This window comes from Actinophytocola sp. (assembly GCF_036378875.1).
Classification (GTDB): Bacteria; Actinomycetota; Actinomycetes; order Mycobacteriales; family Pseudonocardiaceae; genus Actinophytocola.
Window position 1 is genome coordinate 14,662 of sequence record NZ_DASUVO010000150.1, and the last position, 13,827, is coordinate 28,488.

Here is a 13,827-nt window from a genome sequence, read left to right on the forward strand (position 1 = left end):
GCTGGGATTTCCTCTTCCCCTCAGCCTTCGGTCCATTCACGACGTTTCTTCGAGTATCCGGGGTGGGCTGTCCGGAAGCGATTGTGGCCCGATCACCGGAAGCAGTTCGCGATCTGGCGCACCAAAGGAGTCATCATGAGTATGAGTGTGATCGGCTGGATCGTGCTCGGTCTGATCGCCGGCGTCATCGCCAAGTACATGCTGGGTAGTAGGGCGAAGCACGGTGTCGTCGTCACGATCCTGATCGGCATCGCGGGGGCGTTGGTCGGCGGTTGGGCGGCCTCGGAGTTGTTTGACATCAAGGCCACTGGAGGCTTCTTCGACCTATCCACCTGGTTCATCGCCATCGTGGGGTCGGTCGTCCTGTTGGGGATCTACTACGCGATCACCAACAGAGGCCGCGGATCCAGCCGCAGATCCACTCGTGGGTCCAGCCGTAGGCGTGGTGTCTGGCGCGCTCGGCGATGACGGGCTCACCAACCCGGCGGCGGTTGCGCGGACTCCGCCGACCCGGTCCATTTGCCGGCGGGGACACCACGGTCGTGACAAGTCGAGAGCCGCATTCGAACCTGGAATCGGGTCAGGTCGAGATGACACAGACCGAGAGCCCAGTGCCGCGGGCCGCACCCCACAACCAGGCACAGGACCGGGCCCTGGACCGCCACCAGCGGCGGTCGGACCGGACCCGTATGGTCCGGATCGTCTGCACGATCGTCAACGTCCTGTGTGGCCTGTTCGCTGTGGTGCTCGTCTTCGCCGCCGCGGTGTCCCTGGGATTCAACGAGCTGTTCACCCCTGCTGACGTGAAGATCCGGGTACTGCTCAACGACGGCTTCGCGGCGATCGTGTGGCTGGCCCTCGGCACGGTGGTCACGAGCTTGATCCGCCGTTTCGCACTACCCGACCCACGCGAACTCATGCGGCAGAGGCAGGCGTAGCGCACCAACCCGCCGCCCTCACGGCGGCGCCAGGACAGGATCAACCGATCCCACCCAGCCCAAGTACAAGAGAGGGGGTAGCCAACGCGAGCATCACGTGACACTCCTCTGTTCGGCAGCGATCAGCCCTGCCGCCCGGGCACTGTTGTGCTGCCCTTTATGGACTTTCGTGTCATGGTGTTGACTCGGAGAATTTACCGGAGCGGTAGGGATCATTCTCTGGTCGAGCGCGTAACATATCGGAGTAGGTGCCCGGGACTCCGGTGTGACGTCAGTCGACCGAGGGACCAACTCTCATGGCACACATCGATCCGATCCTGAGCGCCGCACCGGTCGCGAGGATCGCCGGACCCCACCAGAGCACGGTCGCGACTATCCTGCGCGCTGTCGAGCTGGGCCTGTCCACCGCGGCCCAAGCCGAACTCATGATCGACCGGGTCCGCGCGCACCTGACCGCGCTACCGGCCACATCGCCGATCCCGCCGCTGATCCCGCCGCCGGTCGCACTGTCATCCGTTGCGGACAGTTTTCCCACCACAACCAGCGGGTTCGCATCGGACACTCTCCCTACTGGTCTCGATAGGACATTCTGATGACTACGTCCGTGACGGTTCGCCAGCCACCACAACCTGTTCCAGCGCCGCCGTGATCACAGCGTTCGCTCTCGCGCCGAGCACCGCGTGCGCCGACCAGTCGGCTCAGTACCGTCGCGGCCTCGATTTGCGGGTCGATGTCGGGGTCGACGGCGTCGGGTCGGTCGATATCCACGCCGAGCGGTACGAGGGATTCCCCGAACTTATCCCGGCGGCCACCGACCCCGTTCTGGGGAAGAAGAAGCTGCCGGCGGATTACCTGACCACGGCGCCGAACTCGCGGAAGTTCTTTTACTACCTCCCGAACGCGAACCCGGCCACCCTGGCCGCGGACGAGCGGTCCAAGACGACCACGACCGCGGCGGAGGTGCCGGGCTTCGCGCAGGAGCTGGTGAGTCAGGCCTTCGCGAAGGCCGTCCGGGTGCCGATTCTGGTCGTGGTCGGAGACCACGACTACCTCTACCAGGGCGACGACCCGGCAGCGTTCAAACCCGACCAGAAGAACGCATTCGAAGCCGCAGTCAGCGTCCAGGCGGTGTTGATCCCGAACGCCGCGCACGATCTCGCGTTGCACCGCAACGCGGGATTCACGACGGCGCTGATCAACCAATGGGCGTCCTCGGCGCTCGCCCAATGGCCGTCCCGGCACTGATCTTGTGGCCGCCGAGGTTGTGATGCGATCAGCCGTCGAGGGCAACGAGGCGCCGCCGCGAGACCATGCGCGACGTGCGGTGCACCTCGCGCATGGTCTCGTCCACTGTGGTCTGTGAATTCAGATGAGCTGGTCGAGGGTGATGGGTAGCTGCGTGGCGCGCTGGCCGGTCGCGTTGAACACGGCGTTGGCGATTGCGGCCGGTACACCGCAGATGACCACTTCTCCGAGTCCTTTTACCTTCAAGGGGTCGGTGTTCGGGTCGCTGGCGGCCAGGATGGTCGCGTCGAGGCGCGGGACGTCCGCGTTGACCGGTACCAGGTAGTCGGCGAGATTGGCGTTGACGATGCGACCGTCGCGGTGATCGATCACGGTGTGTTCGAGGAGACTGGTGCCGATGCCCATGACCATGCCGCCCAAAGCTTGGCTGTGGGCCAGCTTGGGGTTGATGATCCGTCCGGCGTCGTAGACACTCTGGATCCGGCGGATCCGGATCTGCCCGAGATTCTCGTCGACGGAGACTTCGGCGAATACGGCACCGTAGGCGAACGACGAGTAGTGCGCGCGTATGTCACCCGGGTCCCACCGCTGAGTGGTGTCGATGTGGGAAGGCCGCGTCGGCGCAGGAACTGACGGTAGGTCTCGGCTCGCTTGGGCGCCTGCTTGAGATATATCCGGCCGTCGGTGACGTCGACGGCATCCGGCCGCGCGCCGTACAGGGGAGAGGCAGGGTCCACAGTTGCCATGCGTACCAGGCCGTCACGGAGCTGGCGGCACGCCGTGAGCACGGCTGAACCGCCGCTCGCGGTCGTGAGCGAACCGGCGTGAAAAGGTGACTCGGGCAGGGCCGAGTCACCGAGACGGAACTCGACGTCGGTGACCTTCAGGCCGAGGGTGTCGGCTGCGATCTGCGTCTGCGCTGTGTAGGTTCCGGGTCCCATGTCGCTCGTCGCGCAGGCGACCACCGCTTGGCCGTCGGCGGTGAGCTGAGCGAACGCCGCGGCCGGCAAAAGGTTGTTGTGGTATGCGGCTGCAGCCATGCCGTAGCCGATGAGCAGGTTGCCCTCACGCCGGCTGCGGGGCTGGCGAGGCCGTCGTGACCAGCCGAACAGTCTGGCGCCTTCCGCGTAGCAGTCGAGCAGCCGACGGCTCGAAACGGCAGTCCGCCAGCCTGGTCATAGGTCGGCTCGTTTCGTCGGCGCAGCTCGATCGGGTCCAGGCCGAGGTTGTGGGCGAGTTCGTCCAGCGCCGTTTCGAGGGCGAAGCCGGCTTGTGCTTCGCCGGGTCCCCGCATGTAGGTGGGCAGGTTGGTGTCGACGGCATGGGTGAACAGAGCGGAGCGCATGTTCGGTGAGTTGTAGAGGAACCGGGGTACCTCGAGGATGTTGTCTTCGTAGAAGCCGTATCGAGCGGTTTCCGTGTGCGCTTCGTGCTCCAGTGCGCTGATCCTGCCGTTGGTGTCGGCGCCGATCCGGACCCGTTGTCGGGTCGCGGCGCGGTAGCCGATGATGTGGAACATCTGGCGGCGGGTGAGCGCCAGCTTCACCGGCCGTCGGAGGACGCGGCTGGTCAGAGCGGCGAGGATCTGGTGCGACCAGGTTATCGCCGCGCCGCCGAAGGCGCCGCCGACGAAAGGCGAGATGATCCGAACCTGCTCGACCGGCATTGTGAAAGCGGCGGCGACGCATCCCTCGCCGAGCTCGTCAACGAGCTGCGCAGCACCAGCCGTCCGTTCGACACCCTGTGGCGCACCCCGAAAACGGTCTCCGCCTACGAGAACCGTGCCGTGTTCCGGCATCCGGACGGTGGCGACATCACGCTCGACGGCGCTCTGCTCGAGGTTCCCGGGGACGGCCTGATGGCGGTGGTCCTCACCGCGGCACCGGACTCGGCCGACGCGGCTCGGCTCAGCGAGGTCGTCCGCACCTCCGACGGGCCGGCCGTGGTCAGGGTGGGCCAAAGCGGCCCACGCTGACCGAGCCGGTGACCCCCGCGATCATTGGCCGCCATCTGGACCGACGGCGGGGCACGAGCCACTCGAGGCTTGCGGAGGCTTTGAGGACGACGACGACTCGTGCCGCTCGTCACCGGCCAGAGCAGCGCCGTCTTGCCGCTGCGAGAGGTAGAACGCCCGTGGCCGGTCCCCGAAACCCGTGGGCGCCTGCCTCCTGCCTGCGCCGCACCGCTGCCCGGTCTCCACACCCGGTGCTGCTCACCCGGGCTTGGTGCTGTCCACACCGGACGGCTTTCACCGATCGGGCCGACACGACACAATGGACTGCGGAGAAGGGAGCGTTGAGTGAGTGCTACGGGACTGGCGGCACGCCTGGCCGCGGCACGAGCCGGTGCGCTGGTGGGCCGGGAACCGGAGCGGGCGGTGCTCGACCGGATGCTCTCAGGAGCAGCGGATGCTCCGGTCGTGGCGTACCTGCATGGGCCTGGCGGCATCGGCAAGTCCTCGCTGTTGCGCTACGCCGCCGGGCAGGCCGAGTTCGCCGGCCGCCGGGTGGTGCACGTGGACGCCCGGTTTCTTGACGCGGATCCGCGTCGGCTCGAGGAGGCCGCCGCGCTCGCGCGCGTCGAGCCCGGCGCGGTGCTGCTCATCGACACCTTCGAGCACTGCCAGAGACTGGAGCCGTGGCTGCGCGACACCTTCCTGCTGCGGCTCGCCGACGGTGCGCTCGTCGTGCTCGCCAGCCGAGTCGCTCCCGACGCCGAGTGGTCGCTGGACCCCGGCTGGGCGCAGCTGTTCACGCAACTGGTCGTGCGGCCGCTCGACGCCGCTCAGTCCGACGCGCTGCTCGCCGCCCGTGGCGTTCCCGTCGAGCAGCGCGGCGCCTTCGTCGCCTTCGCCGGCGGCAGCCCGCTGGCCCTCTCCCTCGCCGCCTCGGTGCCCGCCGCGGCGCCGGGCGCACCGTGGGAGCCCACCGGCGATGTGCTGACGACCCTGGTCGAGCGGCTCGTGGGCGACCTGCCCAGCGCGGCTCACTGGCGTGCCCTCGAGGTGGTCGCGCAGGCCCACGTCACGCGCGAGCCGCTGCTGCGCGCGGTGCTGGGTGACGAGGACACCGCGACGGTGTTCTCCTGGCTGCGTCAGCTGCCCTACATCGAAGCCACCCCTGAGGGGCTGCACCCGCACGACGCGGTGCGCGCCACCCTCGCGGCCGACCTGCGCTGGCGCGACCCCGAACGCTACGACGACGTCCGTGTCCGCATCTCAGTCGCCTGCCTGCAGGCGGTGCGTGCCGCGTCCGAGGACGACGCCCTGATGCGCGTCGCGGAGTGGATGTTCCTCTTCCGCGACCAGGGCGGCTCGGACGATCGTTACGAGTGGCGAGCGCACCCCCAAGTCGAGGACACTCCGCTCCGGCCCGGCGACGTGCCCGATGTGCTGCGCCTGGCTGAGGAGGCCGAGGGCCCGGTGTCCGCGGCCGCGGTCGCGCACTGGGTGCGCCGCCAGCCGGAGGCCTTCCGCGTTTACCGCTACGCGGGCTCTGCCGCGCCGGTGGCGTTCATGGCCATGCTGCGGCTGGAGGCACCGCTGCCCGAAGACCGCGCCGGGGACCCGGTCATCGCGGCGGTCTGGGAGCACGTGGAGGCGACCGCTCCCGTGGGGCCGGGCGAGCACCTGGGCATTCGGCGGTTCGCGGTGCAGCCGGGCTGGCACCAGCGGCCCTCGCCCGTGATGGACCTGGTCAGCCGGCGCACCATCGCGGAGGAGATGCGGGCCCGGGGACGCGCGGTGACCTTCACCGTCTTCGAGGACGGCGAGCGGTGGCGGCGTTACCTCGCCGAGGCCGGGTTGCTGGAGGTCGCGGCGGTGGATGTCGGCGGGCAGCAACAGCACGTCTTCGGCAGGGACTGGCGGCGGCAGCCTGTGGAGCAGTGGGTGGAGCACCGGGCCCGCACCATGATCGCGCCCGCAGCCGGGTGGGCCGGAGCTCCGGCCGCCGGTGGCTCGGGTGACGAGCGCGGCGACGACCCGCCGCGTGCGGCGTTCGAGGCGGGGGTGCTCGATGCGCTGCGCACGTGGCACACCCCGCGGGAGTTCGCGACCAGCGTGCTGCTGCGTTCGCATCTCGTGCCGCAGGGTTCAGCCGACCCCGTGGCGGACCTGCGCGGCGCCATCACGACCGCGCTCGACGCGCTGCCGGTCGATCCGGCCGGCGTCAAGGCCCACGAGGCCCTTACCGCCACGTACATCACGGTTTCCCGCACCCACAAGGCCGCCGCCCGGCGGCTGGGGGTGCCCTACGGCACCTACCGGCGCCACCTCGCCCTGGCCAAGGAGCGCCTCATCGAGCGGCTGCTGCAGCAGCCGGCCACCGTGCCCGTGCCGTTTGCCGCTCCGCATTTGTCGGGAGGCGCTGCCGAGCGAGGTGGCGCATGACGCAGGTGAGCGCGCACTGCCTGCCACAGCAGAACCGAACCTTCTCCGGGAGTTCTTTGTGGGCAGTGTTGGGCCCGGGTGAGCACCGCCGGATGTAGAGATCGGGCAGGGGTGCGGCGCAGGGTCGTGGGCAGGAGGACGGCGCCGCCGCCCACGGACATCGAGGACCCGCCATGAGTATCCCGTACCTCGCGCAGCGGGAAGACCACCAGCAGCTCGAGTGGATCGGCGGGAGCGTCTTCAGTGTCCTGCTCGATGCCGAGGCGACCGGTGGGCAGCTGACCGTCGGACGCTTCGACGTCAGCGAGGGCGAAGCTCCGCCGTTCCACCTGCACAACAACGAGGACGAGGTCTTCCTGCTGCTGTCCGGCTCGGCACTGGTGTGGGCCGGCGACGAGCAGCACGAGCTGGCCGAGGGGGGCATCGTCTTCCTGCCCCGGCGCATCCCGCACAGCTACCGCATCACCTCCGAGAAGGCCGACCTGCTGCTCATCGCGACCCCCGGCGGACTGGAGAAAATGTTCCGCCACGCGGGCCGCGACCTGCGCGAGCCACGCCCGGAGGGCTTCGAGATCACGCCGCAGCTGCTCGCCGAAGCCGCCGAGCTCACCGGCAACGTCGTCCTCGGCCCTCCCCGGTGACGGCACCACGCCCCGGCCGCCGGGGGAGAACAGCCGGGAACGCGGTGCAATGAGCCGGTCCGCGTGGAGCCCGGTTTCCCTGGCCGTCCTCTGCGCCGGTGCCGGCTACGCGCGTCCCACCCGCCTGCTCGCGGACCAGATCGCGGAATCCGTCTGCGGGGTCCTCATGGCCGGGGGAGTGCGAGCCGAGGTGGAGGTGCTGGAGCTGGGCCGGCTGGCGGCAGACCTCGCCCAGTGCGCCACCCGGGGCCAGACCAGCCTCGACCTGCGCGAGGCGATCGCGGCGGTCGTGGCGGCCGACGGGCTCGTGGTGGCGACACCGGTGGTCGGCGTTTCCCCCAGCGACGTCTTCGAATCGTTCTTCGACGTCCTCGACGGCGGAGTCCTGTCCGGCATGCCCGTGCTGCTCGCGGTCAACAGTGGCTCGCGCTGGCAGCCACCCGACATCGGGCGGGTGCTGCGGAAGCGCCTCGCCTGCTTGTACGCCGAACCCGTGCCCACCGTCGTCGTCGCCGGCCTTGCGGATTGGGAGGGACCGGCTCCGGACGGCTCTACGCAGCTGCGGGAACGCATCGACCAAGCCGCTGTCGAGCTCGCCGCGGCGATCGGCTCTCACCCGCGGTGACCGACCTCACTTGCTTCGAACTCGAAGCAAGAAGTACGCTGATCTGAGTTGCTTCGAGTTCGAAGCACGACTACCTCAACCGAAAGCGGGAGCTCCGATGAAGGCAGTGCGTTTCCACGAGTACGGCGACCCCGACGTCCTGCGCTACGAGGACGTGGAGCTGCCCGTTCCCGGTGCAGGGCAGGTCCGGATCCGCGTCGCGGCGACGTCGTTCAACGGCGTCGACGGCAACATCCGCGGGGGCTTCATGCAGGGCCCCATTCCGGTGGTGCTGCCCCACACCCCCGGTATCGACATCGCCGGCACGGTCGACGCACTGGGCGAGGGTGTGGACGGCGTCCAGGTCGGTGACCAGGTCATCGGGTTCCTGCCGATGGACGGCAACGGCGCCGCCGCGCAGTACGTCCTCGCGCCGGCCGAGGTCCTGACGCCGGCACCCACGAGCATCCCGCTGCCCGACACCGCCGCGCTACCGCTGGTGGGCCTCACCGCGTGGCAGGCGCTCTTCGACCACGGCAAGCTGACGGCCGGGCAGCGCGTGCTGATCAACGGCGCCGGCGGAGCAGTCGGCGGCTACGCCGTGCAACTGGCCAAGGGAGTCGGAGCCCACGTCATCGCCACGGCCAGCCCGCGCAGCAGCGAGGCGGTCAAGACCGCAGGCGCCGACGAGGTCGTCGACCACACCACCACCGAGGTGACCGCGGCGGTGACCGAGCCGGTCGACGTCGTGCTCAACCTCGCCCCGGTCGAGCCGCAACAGCTGACCGCACTCGTCACCCTGGTCCGTCCCGGTGGTGTCCTCGTGAACACCACCGTGTGGATGCCCGCCCCCTCCGACGACGACCGCGGCGTGCGCGGAATCGACCTGTTCGTCCGCAGCGACACTGAACAGCTGGCGCAGCTGGTGGCGCTGATCGACCGCGGCGAACTGCGCGTCAACGTCGCCCGGCGGGTACCGCTGGCTGAGCTGCCGGCCGTCCACGCCCAGGCCGCCGGGGGCACGCTGGCCGGCAAGGTCGTCGTCCTCCCGCCCGCCGCCTGACACCCACCCGGTCCGCACCTCGACACCGCCGCAAGGAGACGACCATGGCACTCAGCCTCGACCCCGAAATCGCCGCGGCACTGGCCCCGATGGCCGGCGCGATGGCGGACGCCCCACTGCCGGCGGTGGGAGACATCGCTGCGCGGCGCGCTATGTGGGAGCCGATCATCGGCGCCGCCGGAACGGCACAGCCGATCCCAGCCGACGTCAAGACCAGCGAGCACCACGCGACCGCCGACGACGGCACGCAGATCACGATGCGCTGGTACACCAAAGACGGTGCGACGCCGGGGCCAGCCGTCCTGTTCTTCCACGGCGGCGGGTACATCTTCGGCCACATCGACCTGTTCGACGGGCCGGTCAGCCGCTACGTCTCCGCCAGCGGCGTGCCGATGCTGTCAGTCGAGTACCGCCGCGCCCCCGAGCACCCTTACCCCACCCCGCTCGAAGACGCCTATGCCGCGCTGGGCTGGCTGTACGAGCATGCCGCCGAGCTGGGCGTCGACCCCGAGCGGATCGGCGTGATGGGCGACAGCGCCGGCGGCGGTATGGCGGCCGCACTGACCATCCTCACCCGCGAACGCGGCGGCCCGAAGATCGCCCGCCAGATCCTGCTCATGCCGATGCTCGACGACCGCACCACCACCCTCGACCCGCACATCGCGCCGTATGTGCTGTGGTCCTACGACGACAGCCTCACCGCCTGGCCGGCCCTGCTCGGCGACGCCGTCGGCGGCCCCGACGTCCCCGCCACCGCGGCCCCGGCACGCCTCGAAGACGCCACCGGCCTGCCCCCGGCCTACATCGAGGTCGGCCAGCTCGACGTCTTCCGCGACGAAGACACCGCCTACGCCACCAAGCTCAGCCAAGCCGGTGTGCCCGTGGAATTCCATCTGCACCCCGGCGCACCGCACGAGTTCGACTCCATCGCCTTCGACTCCGACGTTGCGCGGCGCGCCATCGCCGACCGGGTGCGGGTCCTCAAGTCGATCTGAGCATCGTTTCCCCGCGCACCACGCAACGAAAGACCGAGCTCATGACACTTCACTTCGACCCCGAAGTGGCCGACGTCCTGGCCCAGATGGGAGGGACGGAGGCATTCCAGCCTCCGCGCGACGACGTCGAAGGTCGCCGGGCCTTCTGGGAGCCGATCCTCGCAGCCTCCAGCGGCGCCCAGCCCTTCCCCGAAGACGTCCGGATGAGCGACAGGTACGCCACCGCGGACGACGGCACACAGATCCAGATGCGCTGGTACACCAAGGAGGACGCCACACCAGGCCCCGCGGTGGTGTACTTCCACGGCGGCGGCTACTTTTTCGGCCACATCGACCACTTCGACGGCACCGTCGCCCGCTACGTCTCCGCCAGCGGCGTACCCATGCTCTCCGTCGAGTACCGCCGCGCCCCCGAACACCCCTTCCCCGCTCCCATCGAGGACGGCTACGCAGCACTGAACTGGCTGCACGACCACGCCAGCGAGCTCGGCGTCGACCCCAACCGGATCGGCGTCATGGGTGACAGCGCCGGCGGCGGCATGGCCGCCGCCGTGTCGATCCTCGCGCGAGAACGAAGCGGACCGCAGATCGCCCGCCAGATCCTCGTCATGCCGATGCTCGACGACCGCACCAACGCCCCCGACTCCCACCTTGCGCCCTTCGTCTACAACCACGGCGACCTCGTCACCGGATGGCGGGCCTTCCTCGGCGACGCTGTCGGAACGTCCGACGTGCCGCCCACGGCCGCGCCGGCCCGGCTCGAGGACGCAACCGACCTCCCGGCGGCCTACATCGAGGTCGGCCAGCTCGACCTCTTTCGCGACGAGGACACCGCCTACGCGACCAAGCTCAGCCGCGCCGGGGTGCCGGTGGAGTTCCACCTCCACCCCGGCGTACCCCACGAGTTCGACTCCATCGCCTTCACCTCCGACGTCGCCCGGCGCGCCATCGCCGACCGGGTGCGGGTACTCAAGTCGATTTGAGCCGACGCCGATCGATCGAGTTGGCAGCCCCGCTGCATCATCTGGTGTTGGTCGCCAAACCGCATTCCAGCGTGGTGACCGGATGGCGCCTCGCCGCACCGCGAGCTCTCTACATACCTAGGTTCAGGCCACGGATTCATGCTCCATACCCGCCGGGGCGAGACTGCGCAGGACCTCGCGGCGGTGGTCCATTCACGATCCACGCGAAGTTTCGAATGACTTACCAGTCAACAAGGCGAGTTGCCGCAAGGCTGCGGTGACGCGACAAAGGAAGAGCTCATGAGCGACAAGAAGATCATCACGGTGCTGGGTGCGACGGGCGCGCAGGGAGGAGGCCTGGCCAGGGCGATTCTGGACGATCCCGACGGTCCGTTCGCCGCGCGGGCGGTCACCAGGAACGCAGGCTCGGCGAAGGCCCGCGCGTTGGCCGAGCGTGGCGCCAAGGTGGTGGAGGCGACCCTGGAGGACGAGGAGTCGCTGCGCAAGGCGTTCGAGGGGACTCACGGCGTCTACGTGGTGACCAACTTCTGGGAGTCCATGTCCGCCGACGTCGAACTGACCCAGGCCGCTACAGCCGCCCGTGCCGCGAAGGCGGCCGGGGTCGCCCACGTCGTCTGGTCGACCCTGGAAGACACCCGCGAGGTCATCCCCGTATCCGACCAGCGGGTCCCGGTGCTGCAGGACCGCTACACGGTCCCGCACTTCGACGCCAAGGCCGAGGCGGACGCGTTCTTCCACGACTCAGGTGTTCCGACGACCTACCTGCGGAGCACCTTCTACTGGGAAGCATTCACCCAGGGCTCCGGGCCGAGGCGGGGCGAGGACGGCCGGCTCGTGCTCACGCTGCCGATCGGTGAGGCCAGGCTGTCGGGCATCGCGGCCGAGGACATCGGCCGCACCGCCTACGGAGTATTCGCCGCCGGCGACCGGTACGTGGGCAAGACCGTGAGCATCGCGGGTGAACACCTGACCGGCGCCCAGTACGCCGCCGCGTTCGCCGACGCACTCGGCGAACCGGTCGACTACCGGCCGCTCACCCACGACCAGCTCCGCTCGCTCGGACTGCCCGCCGGCGATGAATTCGGCAACATGTTCCAGTTCTTTGTCGAAGGCGAGCGCGACTTCGTCGGTGCGCGCGATCTGGAACTGGTCCGGTCGCTCAACCCGCGCCTGCAGACCTTCCGCGAGTGGCTGGGCGAGCACATCGAGGCGGTCAAACCCGCATGACCACCATCGACAGCCGGCGGCGTTTGCCGGGCTGAGCCGCGGGTTGGCATGTGAACTCGCGCCGAGGGGGCGGCGCGGCCCAGGGCAGCGCGATGAGCTTGATCTCCGGGTTGCGCGCGACGGCCTGCTCGCGCGGCCGTGCCTACGAGTCGCTTTTCTCCGCTTCGATCACTTGCACGCACCGTGCGAGAGCGGCCCGCATGTATCGGCGCCAGAAGGGCGTGAAGGGACCGGCGAGGATCCAGCGACGACCCGGAAGCGGCTTGAATTCGTAGGTCCACCGGATGAGGGTGCCGTCGCCGTCGGGGTTGAAGTTCCACTCACCTCGGACACCAGCCGCGAGGCGGGAGAGGATGTTCGTGAATCCCGTCAGCTGATAGGCGAAACTCGAGCCTTTCGTGTATTCGGTCAGCTGTTCATTGGCCTGCGACCCGTCGTCGAACTGCGGGTTCCTGGTCGGACCGACGTGATCCCATGCTTCGGTCTGGTTCTCCACGCCCTTGACACCGGGAAACGGTGCCACTCGGTGGAAAACCCTCGAAAGGTCGATGGGCACGATCAGCCGGAACGCGGTGGCCGGCGCCACCGAAGTTCGCTGCTGGACCGTGATCGGAACAGTGTTGTCGGCTGAGGTGATGAGGGGCGGTATCGCCTTGACCGTCTCGCCATCCTGCTCGGTTCGGGCCGGCTTCTCCGGCGGTGTGGCGTGGCGCGTCTCGTCGGACATCGATGTTCTTCCTTCGTGTGCGGTGAATTAGTGGCTCGGGTGCTCCGGGCTGCTCGTCAGCCCGGAGGCGGTGAACATCGCGCCCTTGTGAGCGAATCGCGACGACGCACGGTGCCGGCTCAGACCGACTGAATACCCGGGTTCGTAGGCGGCCGGTGATGGCGTGGCGGACGGCCTCAGAGTCGAGGGCGAGGGACTCGAATTCGTGAGATACGCCGAGGGTGGAGAGACGGAATTCCACACCGTGTTCCCGGCTGTCCTCCCCAGGCGGCCGGGAACACGGTGCCGTCACTGGGAAAGGCCGTGAACGACATCGCCGGACAGCTCGATGGCTTCGGTCGGCAGCTGGGGCAAGATCCCGAAGCCCTCCGGATATGACTCGCGCAGGAAGCAGCCTGCGCGGCGAGCCGTCTCTTCCAGGCTGAAGGCACTCTGAGCGACCCACGCAAGCTGTTGCCCGTCTTCCCGCGGCGCGTAGTACAGGATGCTCATGGCGGTCCTCGAAGTCTGTGGTCGGCGGCGCCGTCCTGCTCCTCGCGATCTTGCCCCGCCCCCTGCCTGATTTCCATGTCCGGCACTGCCCACCCCGGCCCAACATTGCCCACGGGAACCCGCCAAGAAGGCTCACTTCTGCCGGGACGGCCGGATCGGTGGACGACACACCGTTCGAGTTCGAAGCAGTAGACTTCGGTCATGTCCGATTCGCCGCCGTCGCTCGATCCCGTGCAGCTCGGCGCCTACTTCGACCTCATCGAGGTGACCAGTCTGCTCCGGCACGCGGTCGAGGGGCAGTTGCGCGAGGCCGGCGATCTCAGTTACGTGCAGTTCCAGCTGCTGGCCCGGCTCGGGGACTCGCCGACGGGCAGCCACCGCATGACCGACCTGGCCGACGGCGTCGTCTACAGCCGCAGTGGCCTGACCTACCAGGTAGGTCTGCTCGAAAAGGAGGGCTTGGCCGTCCGCGCTCCCTCGCCCGACGACGAGCGGAGCATCACCGTCACCATCACCGATGCC

General features: G+C 69.0%; 16 protein-coding genes and 2 pseudogenes. 13 read left to right on the plus strand and 5 right to left on the minus strand.

Annotated features, from left to right (window positions below):
* Positions 1-135 precede the first annotated feature (135 nt).
* The 4 genes from VF106_RS42255 (at position 136) to VF106_RS42270 (ending at position 2,183) form a co-directional block, all read left to right on the plus strand.
* A complete protein-coding gene (locus VF106_RS42255) occupies positions 136-468 on the plus strand; it encodes a GlsB/YeaQ/YmgE family stress response membrane protein (protein ID WP_330845663.1) in 333 nt (110 codons plus the stop codon).
* 122 nt (positions 469-590) lie between these two features.
* Positions 591-938, plus strand: coding sequence for a hypothetical protein (locus tag VF106_RS42260; RefSeq protein WP_330845664.1), 348 nt, complete (start codon positions 591-593; stop codon positions 936-938).
* Positions 939-1,234: 296 nt separating this feature from the next.
* Positions 1,235-1,531, plus strand: coding sequence for a hypothetical protein (locus VF106_RS42265; protein ID WP_330845665.1), 297 nt, complete (start codon positions 1,235-1,237; stop codon positions 1,529-1,531).
* Between the two features lie 52 nt (positions 1,532-1,583).
* Positions 1,584-2,183, plus strand: a complete 600-nt coding sequence (locus VF106_RS42270; RefSeq protein WP_330845666.1) for an alpha/beta fold hydrolase — start codon at positions 1,584-1,586, stop codon at positions 2,181-2,183.
* A gap of 120 nt (positions 2,184-2,303) precedes the next feature.
* Here VF106_RS42270 and VF106_RS42275 read toward each other — a convergent pair whose 3' ends face one another.
* The 3 genes and pseudogenes from VF106_RS42275 to VF106_RS51080 form a co-directional block, all read right to left on the minus strand.
* Positions 2,304-2,855 (minus strand): xanthine dehydrogenase family protein molybdopterin-binding subunit, encoded by a 552-nt coding sequence (locus VF106_RS42275; protein WP_330845679.1) that lies wholly within the window; start codon positions 2,853-2,855, stop codon positions 2,304-2,306.
* Positions 2,856-2,860: 5 nt separating this feature from the next.
* Positions 2,861-3,325, minus strand: a pseudogene (locus tag VF106_RS51075) (molybdopterin cofactor-binding domain-containing protein); the annotation flags it as partial.
* A gap of 107 nt (positions 3,326-3,432) precedes the next feature.
* A pseudogene (locus tag VF106_RS51080) lies at positions 3,433-3,849 on the minus strand (molybdopterin cofactor-binding domain-containing protein); the annotation flags it as partial.
* On the opposite strand from VF106_RS51080, the gene VF106_RS42285 reads away from it, so the two are divergent.
* From VF106_RS42285 to VF106_RS42320, 8 genes are all read left to right on the plus strand, one after another.
* Entirely contained in the window at positions 3,772-4,158 is a 387-nt protein-coding gene (locus VF106_RS42285; protein ID WP_330845668.1) for an MmyB family transcriptional regulator, read from the plus strand. The pseudogene VF106_RS51080 and the gene VF106_RS42285 sit on opposite strands and share 78 nt — an antisense overlap.
* A 324-nt stretch (positions 4,159-4,482) precedes the next feature.
* Entirely contained in the window at positions 4,483-6,573 is a 2,091-nt protein-coding gene (locus VF106_RS42290) for an ATP-binding protein (protein WP_330845669.1), read from the plus strand.
* A 173-nt stretch (positions 6,574-6,746) separates the two neighbouring features.
* Complete coding sequence (locus VF106_RS42295) at positions 6,747-7,214, plus strand: cupin domain-containing protein (protein ID WP_330845670.1); 468 nt, start codon at positions 6,747-6,749, stop codon at positions 7,212-7,214.
* Between the two features lie 49 nt (positions 7,215-7,263).
* Positions 7,264-7,839 (plus strand): NAD(P)H-dependent oxidoreductase, encoded by a 576-nt coding sequence (locus VF106_RS42300; protein ID WP_330845671.1) that lies wholly within the window; start codon positions 7,264-7,266, stop codon positions 7,837-7,839.
* A 97-nt stretch (positions 7,840-7,936) separates the two neighbouring features.
* Positions 7,937-8,881: an NADP-dependent oxidoreductase gene (locus tag VF106_RS42305; protein ID WP_330845672.1), complete on the plus strand. Its 945-nt coding sequence runs from the start codon at positions 7,937-7,939 to the stop codon at positions 8,879-8,881.
* Between the two features lie 44 nt (positions 8,882-8,925).
* Positions 8,926-9,876: an alpha/beta hydrolase gene (locus tag VF106_RS42310; protein ID WP_330845673.1), complete on the plus strand. Its 951-nt coding sequence runs from the start codon at positions 8,926-8,928 to the stop codon at positions 9,874-9,876.
* A 41-nt stretch (positions 9,877-9,917) separates the two neighbouring features.
* Positions 9,918-10,859, plus strand: a complete 942-nt coding sequence (locus tag VF106_RS42315; RefSeq protein ID WP_330845674.1) for an alpha/beta hydrolase — start codon at positions 9,918-9,920, stop codon at positions 10,857-10,859.
* A 279-nt stretch (positions 10,860-11,138) separates the two neighbouring features.
* Positions 11,139-12,086 carry an NmrA/HSCARG family protein gene (locus VF106_RS42320; protein ID WP_330845675.1) on the plus strand — a complete coding sequence of 316 codons (948 nt, stop codon included), beginning with the start codon at positions 11,139-11,141 and terminating at the stop codon, positions 12,084-12,086.
* Between the two features lie 142 nt (positions 12,087-12,228).
* Here VF106_RS42320 and VF106_RS42325 read toward each other — a convergent pair whose 3' ends face one another.
* Positions 12,229-12,735 carry an SRPBCC family protein gene (locus VF106_RS42325; RefSeq protein ID WP_330845680.1) on the minus strand — a complete coding sequence of 169 codons (507 nt, stop codon included), beginning with the start codon at positions 12,733-12,735 and terminating at the stop codon, positions 12,229-12,231.
* A gap of 366 nt (positions 12,736-13,101) precedes the next feature.
* Positions 13,102-13,305, minus strand: a complete 204-nt coding sequence (locus VF106_RS42330) for a hypothetical protein (protein WP_330845676.1) — start codon at positions 13,303-13,305, stop codon at positions 13,102-13,104.
* Between the two features lie 201 nt (positions 13,306-13,506).
* Here VF106_RS42330 and VF106_RS42335 point away from each other — a divergent pair.
* Positions 13,507-13,827: MarR family winged helix-turn-helix transcriptional regulator (locus VF106_RS42335; RefSeq protein ID WP_330845677.1), on the plus strand; the 321-nt coding region annotated here is incomplete at its 3' end.

Excerpts from the sequence above, each read along its gene's own strand:
- VF106_RS42255 (WP_330845663.1), top strand. The coding sequence starts at position 136 with ATGAGTATGAGTGTGATCGGCTGGATCGTGCTCGGTCTGATCGCCGGC.
- VF106_RS42260 (WP_330845664.1), top strand. The coding sequence starts at position 591 with ATGACACAGACCGAGAGCCCAGTGCCGCGGGCCGCACCCCACAACCAG.
- VF106_RS42265 (WP_330845665.1), top strand. The coding sequence starts at position 1,235 with ATGGCACACATCGATCCGATCCTGAGCGCCGCACCGGTCGCGAGGATC.
- VF106_RS42295 (WP_330845670.1), top strand. The coding sequence starts at position 6,747 with ATGAGTATCCCGTACCTCGCGCAGCGGGAAGACCACCAGCAGCTCGAG.
- VF106_RS42300 (WP_330845671.1), top strand. The coding sequence starts at position 7,264 with ATGAGCCGGTCCGCGTGGAGCCCGGTTTCCCTGGCCGTCCTCTGCGCC.
- VF106_RS42305 (WP_330845672.1), top strand. The coding sequence starts at position 7,937 with ATGAAGGCAGTGCGTTTCCACGAGTACGGCGACCCCGACGTCCTGCGC.
- VF106_RS42310 (WP_330845673.1), top strand. The coding sequence starts at position 8,926 with ATGGCACTCAGCCTCGACCCCGAAATCGCCGCGGCACTGGCCCCGATG.
- VF106_RS42315 (WP_330845674.1), top strand. The coding sequence starts at position 9,918 with ATGACACTTCACTTCGACCCCGAAGTGGCCGACGTCCTGGCCCAGATG.
- VF106_RS42320 (WP_330845675.1), top strand. The coding sequence starts at position 11,139 with ATGAGCGACAAGAAGATCATCACGGTGCTGGGTGCGACGGGCGCGCAG.
- VF106_RS42330 (WP_330845676.1), bottom strand. The coding sequence starts at position 13,305 with ATGAGCATCCTGTACTACGCGCCGCGGGAAGACGGGCAACAGCTTGCG.